Raw genomic sequence first — 26,159 nt, forward strand, 5'->3', positions numbered from 1 at the left:
CTTACTCGAGTTCAGCCATCAGTTTAACCAGATGCTCAACTGCTTTCTGCTCGTCTTCACCTTCTGCGGACAGGGTGACAACGGTACCCTGAGTCAGGCCCAGAGTCTGCAGTTTAAACAGGCTTTTGGCGCTAGCGCTTTTGCCGTTGGAAGTCACAGTAATTTCAGAAGTAAAGCCTTTTGCTTCTTTAACAAACTGAGCAGCAGGGCGAGTATGCAGACCGTTCGGAGCGGTAATGGTAACTTCTTGCTGGAACATTATATTTCCCCAACTTATAGGTTTAGTGTTGTGGAACTAAAGTCTAGCCTGGCGGCTCAACTTTAGCCTGTATTGTTAGCATCGGCGTAAACTGGACGCGACACAAAAGGAGTTCGGTGCAATCCGTTGCTGGCAACTTCTTGCCGCTGACGTTTCGTTCGTCATTAAACATTATGCAGCGAAAGGAAGAGTTGAACCAAATCATAAAATCGATTCAGCTAGCGCTTTTCCTGTAACGATTAATTTCGCGCATCAAAATAATTAGCTTGGTTAAATACCAGTTCCGGCGGGTTGAATCAATGCCAGGAGAGTTGAAACTTTGAAGCAGGCCACAAAAAAGCACCCAAAAGGGTGCTTTTTTACGCGTTTTTAACATGCTGGCACTACTGTTGCAGTTCTTTCTCTGTAAAGAGATCGGCAAACAGTGCAGTGCTCAGATAACGCTCACCCGATGACGGTAGAATAACCACTATATTCTTATTGGTAAAGGTTTCATCTTCCTGGAGCTTAAGCGCGGCAGCAACCGCAGCACCGGAAGAGATCCCAGCCAGAATACCTTCTTCTTCCATCAGACGACGCGCAGTAGAAATAGCTTCATCATTAGTGATGGCAACGACTTTATCGATAAGCTTCAGATCAAGGTTGCCCGGAATAAAGCCTGCGCCAATGCCCTGAATTTTATGCGGGCCTGGTTTGAGTTCTTCACCTGCCAGCGCCTGGGCGATAACCGGGGAGTCGGTAGGTTCAACCGCGACGGTGATCAGATCGGTTTTGCCTTTAGTGCCTTTAATGTAACGGGTTACACCAGTCAACGTACCGCCGGTACCGACGCCGGAAATAAAGACATCAACCTGGCCATCGGTATCTTCCCAGATTTCCGGGCCGGTAGTTTTTTCGTGGATTTCCGGGTTTGCCGGGTTGCTGAACTGCTGCAGCAGCAGGAATTTTTCCGGATCGCTGGCCACAATTTCTTCCGCTTTCTGAATCGCGCCCTTCATACCTTTTGCGCCTTCGGTCAGCACCAGGTTCGCGCCCAGCGCTTTTAAGAGCTTGCGGCGCTCAATGCTCATGGTTTCAGGCATGGTCAGAGTCAGTTTGTAGCCGCGAGCTGCGGCAACGTAGGCCAGCGCAATCCCTGTGTTGCCGCTGGTTGGTTCGACCAGCTCTACACCCGGTTTCAGTACACCACGTTTTTCGGCATCCCAAATCATGTTGGCACCGATACGGCATTTGACGCTAAAGCTTGGGTTGCGTGATTCCACCTTCGCCAGAATGCGTCCGTTACCGATACGGTTCAGTCGAACCAGCGGCGTATGACCGATAGTCAGCGAGTTGTCTTCAAAAATCTTACTCATGGCCTGTCCTTAACTGTATGAAATTGGGATACCGCTTCAGCATACCTGTTGAGAAAGTATGGGGAAGTAAGGAATTCGTATATCTATATGCCACCAGGAAATAATGCGTTGCAGTATGGAATAAGAGCGGGCATAAGCCAGCCCGCTTTTACACATTTTTTCATTACTTCCATAACGCGTGCTTAGCACGATAGCAGTCTACCCACATCGCTGTGGCACCACAAACCGCGACCGGCATGATGAACAGATTGAGCACCGGAATCATGGTGAACAGGCTGGTCAATGCGCCAAATTGCATATTGGTGACCTTGCGTGTGCGCAGCGCGACGCGCATCTCCTTAAAAGGCACCTTATGGTTATCAAACGGATAATCGCAGTACTGAATGGCCAGCATCCACGCGCTGAACAGGAACCACAGCACCGGGGCGACGGTCTGCCCAATACCCGGAATGAAATAGAGGATCAGCAACACGACGGCGCGCGGGAGATACCACGCCAGCTTTTGCCATTCACGTTTCATAATACGGGGAACATCTTTCATGATGCCGAGAACGCCGGTGTCAGGCGGTGTTGCGCCTGTTAAGCGCGCTTCCAGTTGTTCAGCCAGCAGACCGTTAAACGGCGCTGCAATCCAGTTGGCTATGGTGGAAAACAGGTAGCCGAACACCAGTAGTACGGAGATAGTGACAATCGGCCACAGCAAGTAGCTGAGCCACTGAAGCCAGTCAGGGACGTGACTCATCAGCGCAGGGATCCAGCTATCGAGTTGTGTGAATAGCCACCAGAATGCGCCGCCCATCAGCAGGATATTCACCAGCAAAGGCAGGATGACAAAGCGACGAATGCCCGGTTGGGTGATGAGCTTCCATCCCTGTGAAAAGTAATAAAGGCCGCTGCGAGGTACGACTGCAGATGATGAAACCATGGTCAGGACATACTCCTTGTTATATAAGCTCTGGTAAACTTTGCGTATCTTACCGGGTTGTTGAGCGTTAAGCTGTTCAGAAATGTTCGAAAAAACAGCAAAAAGCACAATTTTGTTCATCTTTATGCCGTGAAAGCCAAGAGTGCACTTGCACTTGGCGTAATCGACAAATACTCTTAGTGAGTAAATGTTTGCCGTGGTGGCAAGGTGTTAGAACAACAGAGAATATAATGATGCAGGATTTGCGTCTGATATTAATCATTGTTGGCGCGATCGCCATAATCGCTTTACTGGTACATGGTTTTTGGACTAGCCGTAAAGAGCGGTCTTCTATATTCCGCGATCGCCCACTGAAACGCATGAAGTCTAAACGTGAAGACGAGGATTCGTTCGACGACAACGTCGAGGAAGACGAAGGCGTGGGCGAAGTTCGCGTTCATCGTGTGAATCATGCTCCCGGTAACGCGCAGGAACATGGTGTTCCTCCTCAGTCGCCGCAACACCAGTACCAGCCGCCTTATGCGTCTGCTCAGCCGCGTCAACCCGCGCCGCAGCCTGCACAAGCGCCGGTACCGCCGCCGCATGCTCAGCAGCAGCCGCAGCCTGTACAACCGCAGCAGCCGGTGCAGCATCAGCCTGTTCAGCAACAACCTGTGCAGCAGCCGATGCAGCATCAGCCCGTTGCTCCGCAGGTTCAGCAGCCCGTGCAGCAAGCACCGCAACCTGCGCCGCAGGCTTTCCAGCCCGCAGAGCCTGCCGTTGAACATCAACCGCAGCCTGAGCCGGTAGTTGAAGAAGCACCTGTTGTTGAAAAACCGCAGCGTAAAGAAGCTGTCATTATTATGAACGTTGCGGCGCATCACGGTAGTGAGCTCAACGGTGAAGTGCTGCTCAACAGCATTCAGCAAGCCGGTTTTAAATTTGGCGATATGAATATTTTCCATCGTCATTTGAGCCCGGATGGCAGCGGTCCTTCGCTGTTCAGCCTTGCAAATATGGTTAACCCAGGAACGTTTGACCCCGAAATGACGGGTGATTTCAGCACCCCTGGCGTGACTATTTTTATGCAGGTTCCGTCCTACGGTGACGAGCTGCAAAACTTTAAGCTGATGCTGCAGTCCGCACAGCACATTGCCGATGAAGTGGGTGGTGTGGTGCTCGACGATCAACGTCGCATGATGACGCCGCAGAAACTGCGCGAGTATCAGGACCGCATCCGCGAAGTTAAAGAATCTCGCGCCTGATTTTCCTCTGGCGTGACATCTCCTTGCTAAACCCCCGCCTGTCGGGGGTTTTTTATCATTGATGGTGCGATATGGAATCAATCGAACAACAACTGACAGAACTGCGAACCACGCTTCGCCATCATGAGTATCTCTACCATGTGATGGATGCGCCGGAAATTCCCGATGCGGAATATGATCGCCTGATGCGTGAACTGCGCGAGCTGGAAGCGCAGCATCCAGACCTTATCACTCCCGACTCGCCAACCCAGCGTGTTGGCGCCGCCCCGTTAGCAGCGTTCAGCCAGATTCGCCATGAAGTGCCAATGCTGTCGCTGGATAACGTGTTTGATGAAGAGAGTTTTCTCGCCTTCAACAAGCGCGTGCAGGACCGACTGAAGAGTACGGACAAACTAACCTGGTGCTGCGAACTGAAGCTGGACGGGCTGGCGGTCAGTATCCTGTATGAAAACGGTGTGCTGGTCAGTGCCGCAACGCGTGGTGATGGTACCACGGGGGAGGACATTACCTCGAACGTGCGCACCATCCGTGCGATCCCATTAAAACTGCGAGGCGATAACATTCCGACGCGTCTGGAAGTGCGTGGTGAAGTGTTCCTGCCGCAGGCCGGATTTGAAAAAATTAACGAAGAGGCCCGCCGTACTGGCAACAAAGTGTTTGCTAACCCACGTAACGCAGCGGCCGGGTCATTGCGCCAGCTCGATCCACGTATTACAGCGAAGCGACCGCTTACTTTCTTCTGCTATGGCGTTGGTGTGCTGGAAGGTGGTGTGTTGCCTGATACCCACCTGGGCCGTCTGCTGCAATTTAAAGAGTGGGGATTGCCGGTGAGCGACAGAGTTACGCTTTGCGACTCTCCGGAGGAAGTACTTGCTTACTATCACAAGGTTGAAGAAGACCGACCGACGCTGGGATTCGATATCGACGGTGTGGTGATCAAAGTCAACTCTATGGTGTTGCAGGAACAACTGGGTTTTGTTGCCCGCGCGCCGCGCTGGGCGGTGGCCTTTAAGTTCCCGGCGCAAGAGCAGATGACCTTTGTTCGCGATGTTGAGTTTCAGGTCGGACGTACCGGGGCGATTACGCCCGTCGCTCGTCTTGAGCCGGTTCAGGTTGCCGGGGTTCTGGTCAGTAACGCCACTCTGCATAATGCCGATGAAATCGATCGTCTGGGGTTGCGTATTGGCGATAAAGTCGTTATTCGCCGGGCGGGCGATGTGATCCCGCAGGTCGTCAATGTGGTGCTTTCCGAGCGCCCGGACGATACGCGTGAAATTGTGTTTCCACAGCATTGTCCGGTGTGCGGGTCTGATGTTGAACGTGTGGAAGGCGAAGCGGTCGCTCGCTGTACTGGCGGCCTGATCTGCGGGGCACAGCGTAAGGAGTCGTTGAAACACTTTGTTTCTCGCCGCGCGCTCGATGTTGACGGTATGGGCGACAAAATTATCGATCAACTGGTCGAGAAAGAGTATGTCCATACGCCAGCAGATCTCTTCACCCTGACGGCAGGCAAGCTGACCGGTCTTGATCGTATGGGGCCGAAATCGGCGCAAAACGTGGTGAATGCGCTGGAAAAAGCGAAAGAAACGACGTTTGCCCGTTTCCTCTACGCGCTGGGTATTCGCGAAGTCGGTGAAGCCACGGCGGCTGGTCTGGCGGCGCATTTTGGCACCCTTGAGGCGCTGGAAGCGGCTTCCATTGAAGAGCTGCAAAAAGTGCCGGATGTCGGCATTGTGGTAGCGACCCACGTGTTTAATTTCTTTGCTGAAGAGAGCAACCGCGAGGTGATCGTCCAACTGCTGGCGCAGGGGATCCATTGGCCAGCGCCGGTGGTCATCAACGCTGAAGAAATCGACAGCCCCTTCTCGGGTAAAACGGTGGTGCTGACCGGGAGTCTGAGCCTGATGTCGCGTGATGACGCCAAAGCACGGTTGACCGAACTGGGCGCGAAAGTAGCCGGTAGCGTGTCGAAGAAAACCGATCTGGTTATTGCCGGCGAAGCGGCGGGTTCGAAACTGGCAAAAGCGCAGGAACTGGGTATTGCCGTGATCGATGAAGCTGAAATGATCCGCTTACTGGGTGCCTGAGATGGAAAAAGAGCAGCTGGTTGAAATCGCCAACACCGTGATGCCCTTTGGCAAATATAAAGGGCGTCGGCTGATTGATGTCCCGGAAGAGTATCTGCTGTGGTTTGCCCGTAAGGATGAATTCCCGCCGGGTAAACTGGGCGAGCTGATGCAAATCACGCTGCTGATTAAAACTGAAGGGCTGACGCAACTGGTGCAGCCCCTGAAACGCCCGCTCTAAGCCTTTGCGGCGCGGCTTTTCTGCTGCGCCTGCAATGCGTCTGTTTGTTGCTTGTAGCGACGTGCCAGCACGGCACACACCATTAGCTGAATTTGATGGAAGATCATCAACGGCAGCACCATCATTCCTATCACTGACGTCGGGAACAGAATATTTGCCATTGGGATCCCATTTGCCAGGCTCTTTTTCGATCCACAAAAGACAATGGTGATCTCATCGGCTTTGTTGAAGCCGCATTTCCGCGCAACAAAGACGTTGATGCCAATCACGATTGCCAGCAATACGATGCTGACCACCACGATAAACAACAGCGAACCAATCCCCACTTTGTGCCAGATCCCGTTAACCACGGCTTCACTGAAGGCGGAGTACACCACCAGCAAGATGGAGGATTGGTCCGTTTTGGCGATCCATTTTTTATGTCGGGACACCCAGTTACCAATCCACGGACGTGAAAGATGTCCCAGTACGAACGGCAGCAGCAGCTGCAGCATGATTTTCCCCACCTGCTCCAGACTGCCTTCTGCGCCATGCATATTCATTACCAGGCCAACCAGTAACGGCGAGAGAAAAATACCCAGCAGGCTGGAGGCCGAAGCGGAACACACGGCGGCAGCAACGTTACCCCCCGCCAGCGACGTAAAAGCGATTGCCGACTGCACCGTGGCCGGCAAAATACACAGGTACAGGAAACCGGTGTACAGCATCGGGTCAACATTTACCGGTGCCCACCAGGCGAACAGAACGCCCAGCACCGGGAAAACAACAAACGTGCTGCACATCACCCACAGATGTAAACGCCAGTGACTACCGCCGGCAATAATGGCTTCACGCGAAAGCTTCGCCCCGTGCATAAAAAACAGTAGGGCAATGGCAGCGGTGGTTAAGCCTTCAAAGAAAGGTACAAAGCCACCTTCGGCCGGGAAAAAGGACGCCAGTAAAACGACCGTAATCAACGTTATCGTGAACGGATCAAGGATACGAAAAAGTTTCATAAAAGCTCCTGAAATTCGGTAGGAACATTTTGCGTTTTTCTGTTTGAGAAATAAAATTGATTTATTGCATCCATATATGAATCGAATAGATGAATTACTCTCTGCGTCAGCTCCGTATCTTTGTTACCGTCGCTCAGGCCAAAAGCTTTAGCCGGGCGGGGGATATCATTGGCTTAAGCCAGTCTGCGGTCAGCCACAGCGTTAAAGAGCTGGAAGGGCAGACGGGTGTGCGGTTGTTAGATAGAACAACGCGGGAAGTAGTGCTGACGGAAGCAGGGCACCAGTTGGCGGCGCGGCTGGAACGTATTCTGGATGAACTGCACAGCACGCTGCGTGAAGCAGGCCAGGTGGGAACGCAGTTAACCGGAACGGTGCGCGTTGCCGCCAGCCAGACAATATCTGCTCACCTTATTCCACAGTGTATTGCCCAGAGTAATCAGCTTTATCCAGCAATCGATTTTGTGCTGCACGATCGTCCGCAACAGTGGGTGCTGGAGAGTATTCGTCAGGGCGAGGTAGATTTTGGCATTGTGATAGATCCAGGTGCTGTGACCGATCTGCAGTGTGAAGCGGTGTTATCCGAACCGTTCCTGCTGTTGTGTCGAGAGGATCATCCGCTAGCCCAACGCGAATGGGTAAATTGGCAGGATTTATATCATGAGCGCCTGGTATTACAGGATTACGCTTCCGGCAGTCGACCGTTGATCGATGCGGCGCTGGCTCACTTTTCCATTGAGGCCAATATCGTTCAGGAGATAGGTCACCCTGCCACGCTTTTCCCGATGGTTGAGGCGGGGATTGGTATCAGCGTGCTGCCTGCGCTGGCGCTTCCTCTGCCACAGGGCAGCCATTTGCAGGTTAAACGCCTGACGCCGGTTGTGGAACGACAATTGATGCTGGCACGACGTAAAAATCGTTCTTTATCGACTGCGGCTCAGGCGCTGTGGGACGTAGTACGGCTGCAGGCCAGTGAATTAACCGCCGGTCGGGCACGGGATCCTTTGTACCAGCTTTAACGATATGGCTGGTGTTTGTCATGTCGTTAAGTTTGGCTTTCAGTATCGATGAACTGATCGTTAACTTTTATATTTTTACCCGGCACCGGACTACCTCTTTATATTTATAAATTCTCCTGCGATATTCTTAGGCAATTGCTCAGCTTGCGGATTTGTAAGGCTATTTTAAATTATTACTTTTTTTCTTGACCTTCCACTTGCTGGAAGGTTGATACTCTTTATACGCAAGTACGGATAGCAGTATCTAATACAATGATGTATGGCGATTGATTAATGAAATGACTAAGCAATTTATACAGTAACTCGTTATAGGTAGAATTAACACGATCCCGATGGAGTAATATTAGTGACATGTTAAATAATCCTACAATAGCTGGTTGCTGAAACTAATCCGGTAAATATATTTAACTAATGGGGTATTGGCGGCGATGATAAGCAAAAATAAAATTTTAATTGCAATGCAAATTAGTATGCTGGCATGGTCTGGTTATACGTTTGCAGCAGACAGAGTGTATGTAGCAAATGAAGGTACAGATTCAGTTAATGTACTTGATGCTGTGTCTTTAAAGACTGTAGATAAAGTACATGTTGGTAAAATGCCGCATAACGTTCAGGTGTCACCAGACAATAAAACAGTTTGGGTAACCAACCTTGGTGCTAACGGGACACATTCATCAGGCTCTGAACATATGGATATGAGTAAAGATACCCATTCTGAGAAGATGGACATGGGCAAAGATTCTCATGCAGGCAAAAAGGAACATGGAGAAGTTTGGGTTATTAATGCCGAGAATGATACAGTTATTGCAAAACTTCAGGTTGGCGCACACCCTGCGCATGTTGTCGTCACCCCTGATGGAAAAATGGCGTATATCTCAAATAGTGCAGATAACACCATCAGCGTGATTGATGCAGAGCATTTGAAAAATCTAACGACAATTAATGTAGGTAAGTTCCCTCATGGCCTCAGAGTGAGTCCTGACGGTAAAGAAGTTTATATCGCGAATATGAAAGGGGGCTCGGTATCCGTTGTTGATACAGCCAGTAATAAAGAAGTCGCGCAGATCCCATTAGGTAAAATGCCAGCCCAGGTAGGTTTCTCATCGGACGGAAAACTGGTGTTTGTTTCCCTGTCTGGTGAAGACGCTGTAGCGGTGATTGATACAGCAACGCGTAAAGTTGTGAAGAAAATTAATGTCGGTACCGTACCAATCCAGCTGTTTGGCACTCCGGATGGTAAAAGCATGCTGGTAACCAATCAGGGCTCGAAGAGCAAGCCGGGTAACACAATAAACATGATTGATATCGCAAGCCTTACGGTAGCGAAAACTATCACCACTGGCAATGGGGCCCATGGCGTGGTTGTCGATAAAAATGGCAAATATGCTTACGTAACTAACTCATTTGCAAACTCTGTCTCGATGATTGACATTAATGAGCGTAAGGTAGTGAACACGCTCCCGGTAGACAACAACCCAAATGGTATTAGCTGGGGCTCTGTTGACGTGACGCCTAAATAACTGTGCTAGCATTTATCAATACCAGTCATTCGCTGGCGGGTATTTTCATAAATATTCTATAAATAAAGGAACGACAGATGAGAAAGCCGGAGCGGACAAAAACGCTGCCTAGTAAGTTCAATTTTGATGATACTGTAAACAGACTCGTCAGCGTATTGAATGCTAAAAATATTCGTATTTTTGTGCAGGTTGATCAACAGCAAGCGGCAACGGATGTAGGTCTTGCTCTGCGACCGACGATGTTATTTCTGTTTGGTAACCCAAAGGGTGGTACTCCTGCCATGCAAGCAAATCCTCATGCGGCAATAGAGTTACCCCTACGGGTGGTTATTTGGCAGGATGATAATGGTGATACCCATATAGATTATCAGGATGCAAGTACTGTTCTGGAGATTGATTATGGTGTTGCACATAATATTGTTGCTCCAGTTAGCATCCTGGCAACCCTTCTTAACGAAGTGGCAGGTAATTAATTGCAAGTAACACTAAATTCCTCGTGGGTATTTAGTGTTATTTTCTGCGTTTATTATGCAAGTATTTAACCCGCTATAATAAACCTATTGAACAATACATTTGATGTTCATTACTCTTCAATATTTGTCGATTCGTCTATTTTATAAATAGAAGGGTTTTTGTTTGCAATATTATGTGAAGAGTATATCTTGACGCTCAAATATTAAAATGTAAGTTATGAGGATAGTTATGAAAAAGACATTAGTCACATCATTGGCCACTTCTTTGTGTTTTCTCAGTCTGTCTGCCTTTGCTGCTACAGAAATCTCGCAACAAGAAGCCAATAGTTTAAAGCATGTCAAGTCAATCACCGTAACGGAAAATACGGTGAATCAATGTATGCACAAAATTTCGAAAATGGCAGATAAAGAAGGTGCTGATTTCTTTGTTATTAAGAACTTCTCTTCTATAGGCAATGGTTCTCAGGCTGTAGTGACCAGCGAACTCTATAAGAAGTAAACAGCAGTTTCCCCCATTTAAAATATTGATTAGCGAAAGTACGTTGTTGTACCTGCTTTCGCTTATTAATAATCAACAAATGTTTGTCAGTCATTCTCAGGGCGGGTTTTGTCAGCCCACTCGTCTGACGAATTCCAGATATGTTGGTACTCCTTGCCATTTCTGGCAGAAAAAAAATGTGAGTTCAGGCCGATTTAGCACATGCCATCTATACCGATTTACTATCGGTTATCGGGATAAACGGTATTGGTAATCGATTGCGTAGTCTCGCTATAACAATGCGGTACGCTACGTTATTTCGATTACTCAGTATTAAGGACATCTCATGAGCCACTCTCTTTTCTCGCAAAATCCCTGGTATAGCGCTGATATCATTCGTGGTTACAAACCGGATTTTACGCCGCGCGTAGCCTTTATCCTCGGCTCCGGCCTGGGGGCGTTGGCGGATCAAATTGAGGATGCGGCTGCCATCTCTTACGAGAAACTACCAGGGTTCCCGGTGAGTACCGTACACGGCCATGCTGGTGAACTGGTGTTGGGAAATCTGGCGGGAATTCCGGTGGCCTGTATGAAAGGACGTGGACATTTCTATGAAGGTCGCGGTATGACGGTGATGACGGATGCCATTCGTACGCTGAAACTGCTGGGCTGTGAGCTGCTGTTTTGCACCAATGCCGCAGGCTCTTTGCGTCCCGAAGTCGGACCGGGTAGCCTCGTTGCGCTTAGCGATCACATCAATACGATGCCGGGTACGCCGATGGTAGGGCCAAACGATGAGCGTTTTGGTGAGCGATTCTTTTCACTGGCGAATGCCTATGATGCTGACTACCGTGCGATCCTGCAAACTGTTGCCGCTGAGGAAGGGTTCCCGCTGAGTGAAGGGGTTTTTGTCTCGTATCCGGGGCCGAACTTTGAAACCGCGGCAGAAATCCGCATGATGCAAGTTATCGGTGGTGACGTGGTGGGGATGTCGGTGGTGCCTGAAGTTATCTCTGCGCGCCACTGCGGTTTGAAAGTGGTTGCGGTGGCGGCCATCACCAACCTGGCGGAAGGTCTGGGTGATGTTAAATTATCTCATGCGCAGACGCTGGCTGCGGCGGAACTCTCCCGGCAGAATTTCATCAATTTGATATGCGGATTCTTGCGCAAACTGGCCTGAATAACTAAAAAATGACCCCGCTTGCGGGGTCTTACTTTATGGCAAGGAACGGAAAAATGGGTATCGCATCTCGCTTAAAGCTCATGTCGTTTTTGCAATATTTCATCTGGGGAAGCTGGTTGGTAACCCTGGGTTCCTACATGATTAATACCCTGGATTTTACCGGCGCGAATGTGGGTATGGTCTACAGTTCGAAAGGGCTGGCGGCGATTATCATGCCGGGCATTATGGGCATCATTGCCGATAAATGGCTACGCGCCGATCGCGCCTATATGCTTTGTCATCTGGTGTGTGCGGGCGTGTTGCTATATGCCACAACCGTTACCGATCCGCAGACTATGTTTTGGGTGATGCTGGTTAACGCAATGGCGTATATGCCGACGATTGCCTTATCGAATAGCGTCTCATACTCGTGTCTGGCACAATCGGGTCAGGATCCGGTCACCGCTTTCCCCCCCATTCGCGTGTTTGGCACTATAGGGTTTATTGTGGCCATGTGGACGGTGAGCCTGATGGGACTGGAGCTGAGCAGTGCGCAACTGTATATCGCTTCTGGCGCATCGTTATTGCTGGCTCTGTATGCGTTGACGTTGCCGAAAATCCCGGTTGCTGAGAAGAAAGCAAACACCATGCTTGCCAGCAAGCTCGGTCTGGACGCCTTTGTCCTGTTTAAAAAACCGCAGATGGCAATCTTCTTTTTGTTTGCGATGATGCTGGGGGCGGTGTTGCAAATCACCAACGTCTTTGGCAATCCGTTCCTGCATGATTTTGCCCGTAATCCTGAGTTTGCCGACAGTTTTGTGGTGAAGTACCCCTCCATATTGCTTTCAGTTTCGCAGATGGCGGAGGTGGGCTTTATTCTCACTATTCCGTACTTCCTTAAACGCTTTGGCATTAAAACGGTGATGCTGATGAGCATGCTGGCATGGACGCTGCGCTTTGGCTTCTTTGCCTTTGGCGATCCGTCGCCGTTTGGTTTTGTGCTGCTGCTGATGTCGATGATCGTCTACGGCTGTGCGTTTGATTTCTTCAATATCTCGGGATCGGTATTTGTCGAGCAGGAGGTTAGCTCTAACATTCGCGCCAGCGCGCAGGGGCTATTTATGACGATGGTCAACGGCGTGGGCGCGTGGGTGGGTTCAATCCTGAGCGGGATGGCGGTAGATTACTTCTCTGTCGATGGCGTTAAGGATTGGCAAACCATCTGGCTGGTGTTTGCCGCGTATGCGTTAACACTTGCGGTTATCTTTGCATTGTTCTTTAAGTACAGGCATGAGCCTGAACGACTGGCACAGAAATCACCGGCACATTAACACTCCATTGGCGGCGGGTTCTGATACCCGCCGTTTCATTATCTGCGAGGCAATGTGGTAACTTTGCGCATTATCCTTATTTCAGGAGCGCATTATCCATGGAACGCACGTACCGTATCGATCTGAAGTTACTGCGTTATTTTCTTGCTGTCGCAGAAGAACTGCATTTTGGACGCGCTGCTGCTCGCCTGAATATGTCGCAACCGCCGCTCAGTACCCATATTAAAGAGCTGGAGCAACAGCTCGGCACTTTGCTATTTATCCGTCATTCCCGCAGCGTGGCGTTAACTCACGCGGGAAAGATATTGATGGAAGAGTCGCGCCGACTGTTATCCAGTGCTAATCAGGCGCTGGCGAGAGTGGAGCAAATTGGTCGTGGTGAGGCAGGGCGAATTGAGCTTGGCGTTATCGGTACAGCGATGTGGGGAAAAATGCGTCCGGTGATGCGGCGTTTTATGAAGGATAATCCCAATGTTGAGGTGCTGTTTCGCGAGAACATGCCCGCGATGCAGATGACGATGCTGGAACGGCGTGAACTGGATGCGGGAATTTGGCGGATGGCTACGGAGCTTTCTCCCGGGTTTACCAGTTTGCGTTTGCATGAGTCCTCTTTTCTGGTTGCCATGCCGGAAGAACATCCTCTTACTGCCTGTGAGTCCATACCGCTGGAGGCGTTGAGAAATGAATATTTTGTCACAATGCCTTCCATTCATACTGACTGGGCATTTTTGCAGCGAGTTTGCCTGAGTGCTGGATTTTCCCCGATGATTATTCGTGAGGTGAGGGAGCCGCAAACGGTGCTGGCGATGATCAGCATGGGGATTGGTATTACGTTAATTGCTGACAGCTATGCGCAGATGAATTGGCCTGGCGTGGTATTTCGACCGTTAGAGGAACGTATTCCGGCGGATTTGTATATTGTGTATGACCAACTGCAGGCGACACCCGCGCTGGAGAAACTGGTAGCGGCATTGACGATGTGATGTCTGTGCCGGATGGCGACTGACGTCTTATCCGGCCTACGTGTGTAGTGTTGTCTGTGCCGGATGGCGACTGACGTCTTATCCGGCCTACGTGTGTAGTGTTGTCTATGCCGGATGGCGACTGACGTCTTATCCGGCCTACGCGTGTTGTGTTGTCTGTGCCGGATGGCGGCTGACGTCTTATCCGGCCTACGCGTGCGGTATTGTCTGTGCCGGATGGCGACTGACGTCTTATCCGGCCTACGCGTGTTGTGTTGTCTGTGCCGGATGGCGACTAACGTCTTATCCGGCCTACGCGTGTTGTGTTGTCTGTGTCGGATGGCGGCTGACGTCTTATCCAGCCTACGTGTGCGGTATTGTCTGTAGGCCTGATAAGCGTAGCGCATCAGGCGATGCAGGTTCGAATCTTATATATCACAGATAGCAAAAAGGCGCCTTTAGGGCGCCTTTTTACATTGGTGGGTCGTGCAGGATTCGAACCTGCGACCAATTGATTAAAAGTCAACTGCTCTACCAACTGAGCTAACGACCCGAAGTGGTGGGTGATGACGGGATCGAACCGCCGACCCCCTCCTTGTAAGGGAGGTGCTCTCCCAGCTGAGCTAATCACCCACTTCGGTACTTCAATTTTATTGTAAGAAATCCAGCTGGCGAGAAAGTGGTGGGTGATGACGGGATCGAACCGCCGACCCCCTCCTTGTAAGGGAGGTGCTCTCCCAGCTGAGCTAATCACCCACTTCTCAATTTCTTACTCTACACGGCGGAGACTACATAAAGTAGTTGGTGGGTGATGACGGGTTCGAACCGCCGACCCCCTCCTTGTAAGGGAGGTGCTCTCCCAGCTGAGCTAATCACCCCCGCTGTGTGGAGTCGCATTATAGGGAGAGTTGAAAATGAGTCAACGCATTTTCTAAAGAATTTGTTCGTTCGTCGTAAATTTAAACAAAACGATCGCAAATCAATCCATGCAGCATGATTTGTATACGAAAATGGCAAAGCGTGATGTTCCAACCTGAACAACATTGAGGAATCAGGCCACAGTGATAGAATACGAGCCTGATAATCTTCCCAGGATTTGCCGGTTGTCGGCATCTTTATAAACGTAAGGCCATTTCATGAAAATCAAAACTCGCTTCGCGCCAAGCCCGACAGGTTACCTGCATGTCGGTGGTGCGCGTACTGCTCTATATTCCTGGCTTTTTGCACGTAACCATGACGGTGAGTTTGTGCTGCGTATTGAAGACACCGATCTTGAACGCTCCACTCCGGAAGCTATTGAAGCCATTATGGATGGCATGAACTGGCTGAATCTGGAATGGGATGAAGGCCCGTACTTCCAGACCAAACGTTTTGATCGCTACAACGCCGTGATTGATGAGATGCTGGAAGCCGGTACCGCGTATAAATGCTACTGCTCCAAAGAGCGTCTGGACGCACTGCGCGAAGAGCAGATGGCAAACGGTGAGAAGCCACGTTACGACGGTCGCTGCCGCCACGGCCATGAACATCATGCTGCTGATGAACCCTGCGTGGTGCGTTTTGCCAACCCGCAGGATGGCTCCGTTATTTTTGACGACCAGATCCGTGGGCCGATCGAATTCAGCAACCAGGAGCTGGACGATCTGATCATCCGCCGTACTGACGGTTCCCCGACCTACAACTTCTGTGTTGTTGTCGACGACTGGGATATGGAAATCACCCACGTTATTCGTGGTGAAGACCATATCAACAACACTCCGCGTCAGATTAACATCCTGAAAGCGCTGAATGCGCCGGTGCCGGTTTATGCACACGTGTCGATGATCAACGGCGACGACGGTAAAAAACTCTCTAAACGTCACGGTGCGGTCAGCGTTATGCAGTATCGCGACGACGGTTACCTGCCGGAAGCGCTGCTGAACTATCTGGTGCGTCTGGGCTGGTCCAGCGGCGATCAGGAAATCTTCACCCGTGAAGAGATGATCAAACTGTTCTCCCTTGGTGCGGTGAGCAAGTCTGCCAGTGCGTTCAACACCGAAAAACTGCAGTGGCTGAACCATCACTACATTAATTCGCTGGCGCCTGAATATGTGGCAACGCATCTGCAATGGCATATTGAGCAGGAAAATATCGATACTCGCGTCGGCCCGCAGCTGTCTGAGCTGGTTAAACTGCTGGGTGAGCGCTGCAAAACGCTGAAAGAGATGGCGCAGAGCTGCCGCTACTTCTACGAAGACTTTGCTGAGTTCGACGCGGATGCAGCTAAGAAACACCTACGTCCGGTAGCGCGTCAGCCGCTGGAAGTGGTTCGCGATAAGCTGGCTGCTATCAGCGAGTGGACGGCAGAAAACGTGCATCACGCGATTCAGGCAACCGCTGATGAGCTGGAAGTGGGTATGGGTAAAGTTGGGATGCCGCTGCGCGTAGCCGTAACCGGCGCGGGTCAGTCTCCGGCGTTAGACGTAACGGTGCATGCGATTGGTAAATCCCGCAGCATTGAGCGTATTAATAAAGCGCTGGCGTTTATTGCTGAGCGTGAAAGCCAGCAGTAAGACCGGTTGAGCGATGAAACAACGGCAGGAGCGCATCCTGCCGTTTTTTTTGCCTGTTATTCAGACTCATCAATACCCAGACGGGTAAGGAAAGTGCGAATACCTTCGCGCGAAATATACATTGCCAGCTTTTCTTGTTCCGTTGGGGACATGTTGTCCAGTGCGCTAATTATCTGGCGACAGGCGTGGCTACGCACCACGTGGGTGTATTCTGCCAGCGGTTCCTCAGCCTGATAAATTTCAGGGACTTTGCGAAAAGCCGGAATATTGAGCAGAAACGTACGGACGCTGGAGTCGATATGGATCAGCCTTGCACGACCCCCTTTAACGCCGGGAAACTTTTCGGTGGTCCAGTTTTGTTCTCTGATCCAACGATTGACGGTTTGTTTGGCAACCCCGAGACGGTAATGACTCCAACTTATTGATAGTGTTTTATGTTCAGATAATGCCCGATGACTTTGTCATGCAGCTCCACCGATTTTGAGAACGACAGCGACTTCCGTCCCAGCCGTGCCAGGTGCTGCCTCAGATTCAGGTTATGCCGCTCAATTCGCTGCGTATATCGCTTGCTGATTACGTGCAGCTTTCCCTTCAGGCGGGATTCATACAGCGGCCAGCCATCCGTCATCCATATCACCACGTCAAAGGGTGACAGCAGGCTCATAAGACGCCCCAGCGTCGCCATAGTGCGTTCACCGAATACGTGCGCAACAACCGTCTTCCGGAGCCTGTCATACGCGTAAAACAGCCAGCGCTGGCGCGATTTAGCCCCGACGTATCCCCACTGTTCGTCCATTTCCGCGCAGACGATGACGTCACTGCCCGGCTGTATGCGCGAGGTTACCGACTGCGGCCTGAGTTTTTTAAATGGCGGAAAATCGTGTTGAGGCCAACGCCCATAATGCGGGCGGTTGCCCGGCATCCAACGCCATTCATGGCCATATCAATGATTTTCTGGTGCGTACCGGGTTGAGAAGCGGTGTAAGTGAACTGCAGTTGCCATGTTTTACGGCAGTGAGAGCAGAGATAGCGCTGATGTCCGGCGGTGCTTTTGCCGTTACGCACCACCCCGTCAGTAGCTGAACAGGAGGGACAGCTGATAGAAACAGAAGCCACTGGAGCACCTCAAAAACACCATCATACACTAAATCAGTAAGTTGGCAGCATCACCCCCCGAGACATTCCGCTAGTTCTTCGGTCGTCATTTTGCTGCGTAATTTTTTCATATTATTTGTTGTCGCGGATCCCTAAGCGTTGTAACAAACCCGTAATGCCTTCACGCAGGATCAGTGACGTAAACATTTTTTGTTCTGACGGAGTCATCTCTTTGGCGAGCCTAATCAGTAGAGCTTCGATAGAGGTATCGCCGGATAACGATAAATTATCTGATAAACCTTCGGCTGAACGCTCAGCACTGCGAATGTATTCACGAACTTGTTCGGTGACGTGAACCAGACGCGCTTTACCGCCCTGTACGCCTGGTTTTGGTGATGTAGCCCAACCCTCCTTGCGCACCCATTTATTGATGGTCTGTCGGCTGTATCCGGTCAGATTAGCAAGTTCTTCTGGCGTCATCCGTTCCTTGAACATAACGATTCCCTGAATAGTCGTGGGGTTAATTAGTGGCTCATTTTATAGCACCATTTTAGTAGAAACCGTGACGCGTTTAACTACTGAATGCGAGTTGTTACGCAATGTTCTTCATTTGACTGCTTTTTCAGCGATTGAATTCTATGAGTTAATTTTGCCGTTGACACACGCGAAGGGAATTCATATGATGCCGCCCGTCAACTCGACAAGCTTTACGTAATGGGGCTATAGCTCAGCTGGGAGAGCGCTTGCATGGCATGCAAGAGGTCAGCGGTTCGATCCCGCTTAGCTCCACCAAATTTAATCCCAATGAATTTGGTATGTACGTAATAGCATCGTGGGGCTATAGCTCAGCTGGGAGAGCGCTTGCATGGCATGCAAGAGGTCAGCGGTTCGATCCCGCTTAGCTCCACCAAAATTTAAACCCTCGCTGAAAAGCGGGGGTTTTTTGTTTCTGTATCCTACCTGTTCTTACCCTGTATCTCTTCGGTTTGCTGAATAGCAGGCATAAAAAAACCGGGGAGAAGAATCTCCCCGGTCTTATCAATACGACGTTATCTTACGCTTACAGCACCAGTGCGGCGATAGATGCAGACAGTACGCTCACCAGCGTAGAGCCGTACACCAGCTTCAGACCGAAGCGGGAAACCACGTTACCTTGCTCTTCGTTCAGACCTTTAATCGCACCGGCGATAATACCGATGGAAGAGAAGTTAGCGAAGGAGACCAGGAACACGGACAGGATACCTTCTGCACGCGGAGAGAGCGTGGCGGCAATTTTCTGCAGATCCATCATCGCAACGAACTCGTTGGAAACCAGTTTGGTTGCCATGATACTGCCCACCTGGAGCGCTTCGCTGGACGGCACACCCATTACCCATGCAACAGGGTAGAAGATGTAGCCCAGGATGCCCTGGAAGGAGATGCTGTAGCCAAACCAGCCGGTCACGGTGGCGAACAGGGCGTTCAGGGCCGCGATCAGCGCGATGAAACCAATCAGCATCGCCGCAACGATAATTGCCACTTTGAAACCTGCCAGGATGTATTCACCCAGCATTTCGAAGAAGCTCTGGCCTTCGTGCAGGTTAGACATCTGGATGTTTTCTTCGCTGGCATCAACGGTGTACGGGTTGATCAGCGACAGCACGATAAAGGTGCTGAACATGTTCAGAACCAGCGCTGCAACCACGTACTTCGGCTCCAGCATGGTCATGTACGCGCCGACGATAGACATGGAAACGGTCGACATCGCCGTTGCAGCCATGGTGTACATACGGTTGCGAGACATTTTGCCGAGAATATCTTTATAGGCGATAAAGTTCTCGGACTGACCCAGGATCAGGGAGCTGACGGCGTTGAAGGATTCCAGCTTGCCCATACCGTTCACTTTGGATAACAGGAAACCAATCGCGCGGATGATAACCGGCAGAACGCGGATATGCTGCAAAATACCGATAAGAGCGGAAATGAAGACGATTGGGCACAGCACTTTCAGGAAGAAGAATGCCAGGCCTTTGTCGTTCATACTGCCGAAGACAAAGTTTGTCCCTTCATTAGCGAATCCGAGGAGTTTTTCAAACATCTCGGAGAAGCCTCTCACGAAGCCCAGACCGACATCAGAGTTCAGGAAGAACCATGCCAGTAACACTTCAATAACAAGCAATTGAATAACATAACGAATGCGGATTTTTTTACGGTCACTGCTTACCAGCAGTGCGAGTACCGCAACCACGGCAAGGGCCAGGACGAAATGAAGAACGCGGTCCATATTTGCTCCAAATATGAGGCAGGTTTAGTTTTCGTGCACATTCTATGTAACAACCATAAAGAAAACGAGATCAAACACACACTATAATAAGGACCTGTGACGAGATTCAAAATTAGTGATCGGTGATACACTTCTGTTATGTTTAGTATGGAAGTGAAAAGTTATGTCATTGTGCTAATCTCATAACAATAATTAAACATCTCACCGGTATTTCCAGAATCCTTATCGATCCATAGACAAACGCTATCAGAGAAATCAACTTCACCCATTAAAATGAATTTGATAATCATTCTCAATAGGCGTAGCTTGAAACATAGCAAAGGCTATGTTTCTGAGGCACTAAAATGACTAACGATCGCGTTGAGAGTAGCAGTGGACGGGCAGCGCGCAAGTTGAAGCTCGCATTAATGGGACCTGCGTTCATCGCGGCGATCGGCTACATCGATCCGGGCAACTTCGCCACCAACATCCAGGCAGGGGCCAGCTTTGGCTATAAACTGTTGTGGGTGGTGGTCTGGGCAAATCTGATGGCGATGCTGATTCAGGTGCTGTCGGCAAAGCTGGGTATTGCCACGGGTAAAAACCTGGCGGAGCAAATTCGCGATCACTATCCTCGTCCGGTGGTGTGGTTCTACTGGGTGCAGGCCGAAATTATCGCCATGGCGACAGACCTTGCTGAATTCATTGGTGCCGCGATTGGTTTCAAATTGATCCTCGGCGTGTCGTTATTGCAGGGGGCCGTGCTCACCGGTATCGCGACTTTTTTGATTCTGATGTTGCAGCGCCGTGGGCAAAAACCGCTGGAAAAAGTGATTGGCGGCTTGCTGCTGTTTGTGGCTGCGGCTTACATTGTGGAACTGATCTTTTCCCAGCCGAACTTCGCGCAACTTAGCAAGGGAATGGTTATCCCGAGCCTGCCTAATTCCGAAGCGGTGTTCCTGGCGGCTGGCGTGCTCGGCGCGACTATCATGCCACACGTCATTTATCTGCACTCTTCCTTAACTCAGCATCTGCACGGCGGAACACGTCAACAGCGCTATGCGGCCACGAAATGGGATGTGGCAATCGCCATGACGATTGCTGGATTTGTCAATCTTGCGATGATGGCGACGGCTGCCGCTGCATTTCACTTTAGCGGGCATACCGGTATTGCCGATCTCGATCAAGCGTATCTGACACTTGAACCGCTGTTGAGTCACGCTGCGGCGACGGTATTCGGTTTAAGCCTGGTGGCTGCGGGACTTTCTTCTACCGTGGTCGGTACGTTGGCCGGGCAGGTGGTGATGCAAGGGTTTATCCGCTTTCACATTCCGCTTTGGGTACGCCGTACCGTCACCATGATGCCATCATTTATTGTGATTTTGATGGGACTGGATCCGACGCGTATTCTGGTGATGAGCCAGGTATTGCTCAGTTTTGGTATTGCACTGGCGCTGGTGCCGCTACTGATCTTTACCAGTGACGGTAAGCTGATGGGCGATTTGGTGAATACCCGTTGGGTAAAACAGGTAGGCTGGGTGATTGTTGTACTGGTGGTGGCGCTTAATATCTGGCTGTTGGTAGGAACTGCACTCGGTTTGTAAAAACAAAAGGGCCCGTTGGCCCTTTTGTTACATTAATGATGATGTTTGTGGCCACGCCCGCGACCGCGGTGGTCGTCACGATCGTTCCAGCCTTCACGATAACCACGCTCATAAGCTTTGCGTTTGTCCCAGCCACGATGGTAGCCGTTGTCATGACGCCACCAGCGATTTTTGCGCCACTCATAGTTATGGTGCCAGTAATCCCGGTCGCGCCAGCGGCCGCCATCCCAGTAGTTACCGTAGTTATCGCGATCGCCAATTTGTAATTTTATTGATGGCAGCAGGGTGATTTCGCCAGCGTTCGCGGCCAGCGGTGTAAAAGCCAATAAGACTGCCGCCAGAATCAGTGACCTGAACATGTTTTCTCTCCTTCACGATCGAGCCGTAGCCGGCCTGTTAACGTAATATTACGGGGCAGTAAAGCCCCGTTTCATCGCCTTAACTCTTAAATCGCAAGTGAGAGCACTTTTTGTTAATAAATGTGTCTTTATTTCAATCAACTCAGGATAGCATCAATCTCCGCGCACTCTTCAGACGTAAAGTGACGGTTTGCCAGCATACCGACAGCGTCTTCAATCTGCGCCGTTTTACTCGCGCCAATCAGCACGGACGTGACTTTGTCATCCCGTAACACCCATGCTAGCGCCATTTGGGAAAGCTTTTGCCCGCGTCGTTCTGCCAGCACATTCAGCGCCCGCACTTTTTCCAGTTTTTGTGGAGTGATCTGGTCCGGATTCAGAAAGCGACTGGTGCTTGCCGCACGAGAATCCGCAGGAATGCCGTTCAGATAGCGGTCGGTTAACTGTCCGCCAGCCAGCGGTGAGAAGGCGATACTGCCGACACCTTTTTCCTGTAATAGCGACAGCAAGCCGCCTTCGACCCAACGTTCAAACATGGAATATTTGGGCTGGTGAATAAGGCATGGCGTACCTAAATCGTCGAGTATTTCAATCGCCTGCCTGGCAAGATCTGCTGGATAGTTAGACAACCCGACGTACAGCGCTTTGCCCTGACGGACGATGTGATCCAGCGCGCGCATGGTTTCTCTGAGCGGTGTTTCAGGGTCGGGGCGATGGTGGTAGAAGATATCGACATACTCCAGCCCCAGACGCTTCAGGCTTTGATCGAGACTGGCAATCAGATATTTGCGTGAACCCCAATCACCGTAGGGACCTTCCCACATGGTGTAGCCCGCTTTTGTGGAGATAATAAGCTCATCTCGCCACGGTAAAAAATCTTCCTGCAGGATCCGACCAAAATTCCGTTCTGCCGAACCCGGCGGTGGACCATAGTTATTTGCCAGATCAAAATGGTTAATCCCCAGATCGAATGCGCGCTGTAACAATGCGCGACTGTTCTCGACCTGCGTGGTATCGCCAAAATTGTGCCACAAACCCAGAGAGACAATCGGGAGCTTAAGGCCGCTTTGACCGCAGCGGCGGTACTCCATTGTCTGATAACGATTTTCATCTGCGTGATAAACCATGTCACCTCCCTTCCACAATGCGTGTGTCTTTCAGTGTATACGGTTACACCGTCGATTCTTCAATGAATTTTAACCGCCAAAACTGTAAATCCTGCTTTCCACCCTTTCACAGCGACTTTCCTGGACAGTCATCACAGTTCTTCGATACTCAACATGAGGTTACCGTCAGAAGGATAGCTGTCATGCAAACCCCGTATTCCGTTGCTGATTATCTGCTGGACAGGCTGGCAGGCTGTGGCGTCGGCCATCTCTTTGGTGTGCCGGGCGATTATAATTTGCAGTTTCTTGACCACGTGATTGAACATCCCAACGTATGTTGGGTCGGGTGTGCGAATGAATTGAATGCGGCTTATGCGGCAGATGGCTATGCCCGGGTATCCGGGGTTGGGGCGCTGCTCACCACGTTTGGTGTGGGGGAGTTAAGCGCAATTAACGGTATCGCGGGTAGCTTCGCGGAATATGTTCCTGTTTTGCATATTGTCGGCGCACCCTGTCGCGGCGCGCAGCGTCGCGGAGAGTTGATGCATCACACTTTGGGTGACGGTGACTTTCAGCATTTTTACCGCATGCAGCAGGCAGTAACAACGGCCAGCGCGATACTGGATGAACAAAATGCCTGCTATGAAATTGACCGTGTGTTGCGAATGATGCTCAGCGAGCGCAGGCCGGGCTATCTGATGCTACCTGCTGATGTGGCTAAACAGCCTGCTACGCCACCGAATGATATTATGAGTGTTCCTCTGAGCGAGCCGGAAAGCAGCGTGATAGAGGCGTTTCGCTACCATGCCCGTGAACGATTGCTGGACAGCCCACGCGTAGCGTTGCTGGCCGACTTCCTCGCGCTGCGTTTTGGTCTGCAGCCGGTTTTACAGCGCTGGATGGTGGAAACGCCGATGGCTCATGCCACGTTGTTGATGGGCAAAGGACTGTTTGATGAGCGTCACCCGGCGTTTGTTGGCACGTACAGCGCCGGAGCCAGCAGCGATTATGTACGTCAGGCTATAGAAGATGCCGATACGATAATGTGTGTCGGCACACAATTTGTCGACACCTTGACTGCTGGGTTTACACAACAGCTACCGCAGGATCGCACCATTGACGTTCAGCCCCATGCGTCACGAATTGGATCCCACTGGTTTAACATCCCGATGGAGCAGGCGGTCACCACATTACGTGAGCTGTGCCTGGAAATGTCGTTTTCTCTACCGCCAGAACGTCCGCCAATTAGGCGTGTTCAGGTTGAGAAGGGCCCACTGACGCAGGAAAACTTCTGGCACACGGTGCAGCAGTTTCTGAAGCCTGATGACATTATCCTCGTCGATCAGGGAACCGCCGCCTTTGGCGCGGCTGCGCTCTCACTACCTTGTGGGGCGGAAGTACTGGTTCAACCGTTGTGGGGATCTATCGGCTACGCGCTCCCGGCGGCATTCGGTGCGCAAACGGCCTGTCCGGACCGTCGGGTGATCCTGATTATTGGTGATGGCGCGGCGCAGCTCACCATTCAGGAGCTGGGCTCCATGCTCAGAGACGGGCAATCGCCGGTTATTTTACTGCTCAACAATGACGGATATACCGTGGAGCGGGCCATACACGGGGCAAATCAGCGCTATAACGACATCGCCGCCTGGAGCTGGACATCGGTGCCGCAGGCATTTAGTCGTGAATGTCAGGCCGAATGTTGGCGGGTGAAGCAGGCGGTACAGCTGGAAGAGGTGCTGGCCCGGTTGTCCCATCCGCAACGACTGTCGTTAATTGAGGTGGTGCTACCGAAAGCCGATCTTCCTGAATTATTGCGCACGGTGACCCGTGCGCTGGAATCTCGCAACGGCGGATAGCTATTTATCAGGGCGCTCAGCGACCATCATCGGTTTGCCTGCCAGCAGCAGCCAGGCGGGCAGCATGACGATGCACAGCAGCGGCAGCAGGGTGGAATCTGGCACCACCACTGCTGCCATAAACAGGCTCAGCCAGGCGTCACGGGTGACGACCAGCACCAGCCCGAGAATAGAGCAAGAAACCGTGATGGCAGCCGGCACAGCTTCAACATGGGCGTGCAGCATCAGGCCAAGCGCGACGCCAACGAATACCGCCGGGAAGATTCGTCCGCCGCGAAAACCACTCGCCGCTGCTACCACCAATGCCGTTAGTTTGATCACGGCGAGCATGAAATAATCTGATGTCCCCAGCGTTTGGCTAAACGCCATTTGCTGCATTTCGTCCAGTCCCTTAAACAAGGTAAGCGGCCCGCCGATAACACCCAAAATACCAAGGATAAAACCGCCTGCCCCGAGGATCAGCACCGGGTGTCTTAATCGATGCATTAAATGGTGCAAACGCGGCAGACACCAGACGGCAACCATCCCAGCGGCAATGGCGATGGCAGCAACAACCGCGCCGCTGAGGATATCGATCAAGTGCATCTGCGTGTAGTGCGCGATGGGCAGTGAAAAATGGGGGTGAAAAAACAGGCTGGTGGTTAGCGAACCCGCGGCGGCGGCCATTAACGGTGCAAACAGGCGATCCCACAAGGGCACATCGTTTGAGCTATTTAGCGTTTGCGAAAATATCAGCGCGGCGGCAACGGGGGTACCAAATAGCGCGCCGATGGTGCCGGCAGAGGCGAGAATGGTCCAGTCCAGCTTGGCAATGCGCGGAAACATGCGGCTACCAAGTGCCACTGCCAGTGCGATATTCACGGTCATGATGGGGTGTTCCGGACCCAGACTGACGCCACCCGCGAGGCCGAGGATTAACGCTGCCAGCAGGCCCGGTATTGCTGACGTTGGCACCGGCATACCAATTAACGGTTCACAGGCCGGATCCGGGCCTGCGTGGCCATGGCTGTAACGGATAACTAACCCGACCATGATCCCCGTGAGTGTCAGCATACCGATAATCCAGACCGGAGAGTCCTGGGCTATACCGATGCTAACAGGCAGACGTTCCCACAAAAACTGCTGTAAAACGGAAGCCACTTTCATCACAACGATCAACACCAGGCTGGACGCTATGCCAATGATTAGCGCTGGGGTTGATAGCAAGAGCATCGTTCTGGCTCGCGGATGGAGCATTTTCTATTCCTTAAAACAGAGTCATAGACATAGTTTGCACAGCCTGCCTGACGATATCGCTGCAAATGGTGCTGAAACGATA

Annotated in this window: 25 protein-coding genes and 6 tRNA genes; 16 read left to right on the plus strand and 15 right to left on the minus strand. The window is 51.2% G+C overall.

The window, feature by feature from the left end; genetic code table 11:
- Position 1: 1 nt before the first annotated feature.
- The 3 genes from ptsH to cysZ form a co-directional block, all read right to left on the minus strand.
- Positions 2-259: a phosphocarrier protein Hpr gene (ptsH, locus tag JQN59_RS07105; RefSeq protein WP_002913505.1), complete on the minus strand. Its 258-nt coding sequence runs from the start codon at positions 257-259 to the stop codon at positions 2-4.
- A 383-nt stretch (positions 260-642) separates the two neighbouring features.
- Entirely contained in the window at positions 643-1,614 is a 972-nt protein-coding gene (cysK, locus tag JQN59_RS07110) for a cysteine synthase A (RefSeq protein WP_003038091.1), read from the minus strand.
- A 163-nt stretch (positions 1,615-1,777) separates the two neighbouring features.
- The gene (cysZ, locus tag JQN59_RS07115) at positions 1,778-2,539 is read right to left on the minus strand and encodes a sulfate transporter CysZ (RefSeq protein ID WP_057066948.1); all 762 of its coding nucleotides are present in this window, start codon (positions 2,537-2,539) and stop codon (positions 1,778-1,780) included.
- A gap of 230 nt (positions 2,540-2,769) precedes the next feature.
- Here cysZ and zipA point away from each other — a divergent pair, with 230 nt between their 5' ends.
- From zipA to JQN59_RS07130, 3 genes are all read left to right on the plus strand, one after another.
- On the plus strand, positions 2,770-3,783 hold the full coding sequence (gene zipA / locus JQN59_RS07120) for a cell division protein ZipA (protein ID WP_103015161.1): 1,014 nt from the start codon (positions 2,770-2,772) through the stop codon (positions 3,781-3,783).
- A 71-nt stretch (positions 3,784-3,854) separates the two neighbouring features.
- Positions 3,855-5,870, plus strand: a complete 2,016-nt coding sequence (gene ligA, locus JQN59_RS07125; RefSeq protein ID WP_149607888.1) for an NAD-dependent DNA ligase LigA — start codon at positions 3,855-3,857, stop codon at positions 5,868-5,870.
- 1 nt (position 5,871) lies between these two features.
- Positions 5,872-6,090, plus strand: coding sequence for a DUF3820 family protein (locus JQN59_RS07130; RefSeq protein ID WP_003038102.1), 219 nt, complete (start codon positions 5,872-5,874; stop codon positions 6,088-6,090).
- Here JQN59_RS07130 and JQN59_RS07135 read toward each other — a convergent pair.
- On the minus strand, positions 6,087-7,085 hold the full coding sequence (locus tag JQN59_RS07135) for a bile acid:sodium symporter family protein (protein ID WP_003038103.1): 999 nt from the start codon (positions 7,083-7,085) through the stop codon (positions 6,087-6,089). The two genes, JQN59_RS07130 and JQN59_RS07135, sit on opposite strands and share 4 nt — an antisense overlap.
- An 89-nt stretch (positions 7,086-7,174) precedes the next feature.
- Here JQN59_RS07135 and JQN59_RS07140 point away from each other — a divergent pair, with 89 nt between their 5' ends.
- The 7 genes from JQN59_RS07140 (at position 7,175) to JQN59_RS07170 (ending at position 14,048) form a co-directional block, all read left to right on the plus strand.
- Positions 7,175-8,101 (plus strand): LysR family transcriptional regulator, encoded by a 927-nt coding sequence (locus JQN59_RS07140; protein ID WP_149607889.1) that lies wholly within the window; start codon positions 7,175-7,177, stop codon positions 8,099-8,101.
- A 428-nt stretch (positions 8,102-8,529) separates the two neighbouring features.
- Complete coding sequence (locus tag JQN59_RS07145) at positions 8,530-9,621, plus strand: YVTN family beta-propeller repeat protein (protein WP_149608330.1); 1,092 nt, start codon at positions 8,530-8,532, stop codon at positions 9,619-9,621.
- A 77-nt stretch (positions 9,622-9,698) separates the two neighbouring features.
- Positions 9,699-10,094, plus strand: coding sequence for a DUF302 domain-containing protein (locus tag JQN59_RS07150; protein WP_048224933.1), 396 nt, complete (start codon positions 9,699-9,701; stop codon positions 10,092-10,094).
- Between the two features lie 229 nt (positions 10,095-10,323).
- Complete coding sequence (locus JQN59_RS07155) at positions 10,324-10,593, plus strand: YdgH/BhsA/McbA-like domain containing protein (protein WP_103015158.1); 270 nt, start codon at positions 10,324-10,326, stop codon at positions 10,591-10,593.
- Positions 10,594-10,918: 325 nt separating this feature from the next.
- Positions 10,919-11,752, plus strand: coding sequence for a xanthosine phosphorylase (xapA, locus tag JQN59_RS07160; RefSeq protein WP_149608331.1), 834 nt, complete (start codon positions 10,919-10,921; stop codon positions 11,750-11,752).
- 56 nt (positions 11,753-11,808) lie between these two features.
- Positions 11,809-13,065: a nucleoside permease gene (locus JQN59_RS07165; protein ID WP_149608332.1), complete on the plus strand. Its 1,257-nt coding sequence runs from the start codon at positions 11,809-11,811 to the stop codon at positions 13,063-13,065.
- A 98-nt stretch (positions 13,066-13,163) separates the two neighbouring features.
- Entirely contained in the window at positions 13,164-14,048 is an 885-nt protein-coding gene (locus JQN59_RS07170) for a LysR family transcriptional regulator (protein ID WP_149608333.1), read from the plus strand.
- A 456-nt stretch (positions 14,049-14,504) separates the two neighbouring features.
- Here the strand turns inward: JQN59_RS07170 and JQN59_RS07175 are convergent.
- The 4 genes from JQN59_RS07175 to JQN59_RS07190 all read right to left on the minus strand — a co-directional run bounded on the left by JQN59_RS07175 (position 14,505) and on the right by JQN59_RS07190 (position 14,905).
- Positions 14,505-14,580: transfer RNA gene (locus JQN59_RS07175), tRNA-Lys, on the minus strand.
- Positions 14,581-14,584: 4 nt separating this feature from the next.
- Positions 14,585-14,660: transfer RNA gene (locus tag JQN59_RS07180), tRNA-Val, on the minus strand.
- Between the two features lie 47 nt (positions 14,661-14,707).
- Positions 14,708-14,783: transfer RNA gene (locus JQN59_RS07185), tRNA-Val, on the minus strand.
- A 46-nt stretch (positions 14,784-14,829) separates the two neighbouring features.
- Positions 14,830-14,905, minus strand: a tRNA-Val gene (locus JQN59_RS07190).
- Between the two features lie 258 nt (positions 14,906-15,163).
- Here JQN59_RS07190 and gltX point away from each other — a divergent pair.
- Positions 15,164-16,579, plus strand: a complete 1,416-nt coding sequence (gltX, locus tag JQN59_RS07195; protein WP_008785393.1) for a glutamate--tRNA ligase — start codon at positions 15,164-15,166, stop codon at positions 16,577-16,579.
- Positions 16,580-16,635: 56 nt separating this feature from the next.
- On the opposite strand, the gene JQN59_RS07200 is transcribed toward gltX, so the two are convergent.
- The 3 genes from JQN59_RS07200 to JQN59_RS07210 all read right to left on the minus strand — a co-directional run bounded on the left by JQN59_RS07200 (position 16,636) and on the right by JQN59_RS07210 (position 18,169).
- Positions 16,636-17,001, minus strand: coding sequence for a YfeC-like transcriptional regulator (locus JQN59_RS07200; RefSeq protein ID WP_204528207.1), 366 nt, complete (start codon positions 16,999-17,001; stop codon positions 16,636-16,638).
- A protein-coding gene (locus tag JQN59_RS07205; protein WP_095033700.1) for an IS1-like element IS1B family transposase occupies positions 16,998-17,695 on the minus strand; the annotation gives its coding sequence in 2 pieces (ribosomal slippage) (positions 16,998-17,446 and positions 17,446-17,695; 699 coding nt in all). Before JQN59_RS07205 ends, JQN59_RS07200 begins: the two co-directional genes overlap by 4 nt.
- Before the next feature lie 111 nt (positions 17,696-17,806).
- Positions 17,807-18,169, minus strand: coding sequence for a YfeC-like transcriptional regulator (locus JQN59_RS07210; RefSeq protein ID WP_003028277.1), 363 nt, complete (start codon positions 18,167-18,169; stop codon positions 17,807-17,809).
- Positions 18,170-18,390: 221 nt separating this feature from the next.
- Between JQN59_RS07210 and JQN59_RS07215 the strand changes: the two genes are divergently transcribed.
- Together JQN59_RS07215 and JQN59_RS07220 are read left to right on the plus strand one after the other, a co-directional pair.
- Positions 18,391-18,466: transfer RNA gene (locus tag JQN59_RS07215), tRNA-Ala, on the plus strand.
- 42 nt (positions 18,467-18,508) lie between these two features.
- Positions 18,509-18,584, plus strand: a tRNA-Ala gene (locus JQN59_RS07220).
- 150 nt (positions 18,585-18,734) lie between these two features.
- Here the strand turns inward: JQN59_RS07220 and nupC are convergent.
- Positions 18,735-19,937, minus strand: a complete 1,203-nt coding sequence (nupC, locus tag JQN59_RS07225; RefSeq protein WP_003834893.1) for a nucleoside permease NupC — start codon at positions 19,935-19,937, stop codon at positions 18,735-18,737.
- Positions 19,938-20,210: 273 nt separating this feature from the next.
- On the opposite strand from nupC, the gene JQN59_RS27225 reads away from it, so the two are divergent.
- Together JQN59_RS27225 and JQN59_RS07230 are read left to right on the plus strand one after the other, a co-directional pair.
- Positions 20,211-20,285, plus strand: a complete 75-nt coding sequence (locus JQN59_RS27225; RefSeq protein ID WP_418219455.1) for a hypothetical protein — start codon at positions 20,211-20,213, stop codon at positions 20,283-20,285.
- Positions 20,282-21,520 (plus strand): Nramp family divalent metal transporter, encoded by a 1,239-nt coding sequence (locus JQN59_RS07230; protein ID WP_008785392.1) that lies wholly within the window; start codon positions 20,282-20,284, stop codon positions 21,518-21,520. The genes JQN59_RS27225 and JQN59_RS07230 overlap by 4 nt, the downstream gene beginning before the upstream one ends.
- A gap of 32 nt (positions 21,521-21,552) precedes the next feature.
- On the opposite strand, the gene ypeC is transcribed toward JQN59_RS07230, so the two are convergent.
- Positions 21,553-21,879: a DUF2502 domain-containing protein YpeC gene (gene ypeC / locus JQN59_RS07235; RefSeq protein ID WP_003834889.1), complete on the minus strand. Its 327-nt coding sequence runs from the start codon at positions 21,877-21,879 to the stop codon at positions 21,553-21,555.
- Between the two features lie 137 nt (positions 21,880-22,016).
- On the minus strand, positions 22,017-23,006 hold the full coding sequence (mgrA, locus tag JQN59_RS07240) for an L-glyceraldehyde 3-phosphate reductase (RefSeq protein ID WP_048234784.1): 990 nt from the start codon (positions 23,004-23,006) through the stop codon (positions 22,017-22,019).
- 182 nt (positions 23,007-23,188) lie between these two features.
- Between mgrA and JQN59_RS07245 the strand changes: the two genes are divergently transcribed.
- Positions 23,189-24,841 carry an alpha-keto acid decarboxylase family protein gene (locus JQN59_RS07245; protein WP_149607690.1) on the plus strand — a complete coding sequence of 551 codons (1,653 nt, stop codon included), beginning with the start codon at positions 23,189-23,191 and terminating at the stop codon, positions 24,839-24,841.
- Here JQN59_RS07245 and JQN59_RS07250 read toward each other — a convergent pair whose 3' ends face one another.
- Positions 24,842-26,077 carry an ion channel protein gene (locus JQN59_RS07250; protein ID WP_032944118.1) on the minus strand — a complete coding sequence of 412 codons (1,236 nt, stop codon included), beginning with the start codon at positions 26,075-26,077 and terminating at the stop codon, positions 24,842-24,844. It lies immediately after the preceding gene.
- Between the last annotated feature and the right edge of the window lie 82 nt (positions 26,078-26,159).

The sequence above is a fragment of the Citrobacter sp. B72 genome, assembly GCF_016894305.1.
In the GTDB taxonomy this organism is placed as follows: Bacteria; Pseudomonadota; Gammaproteobacteria; order Enterobacterales; family Enterobacteriaceae; genus Citrobacter; species Citrobacter portucalensis.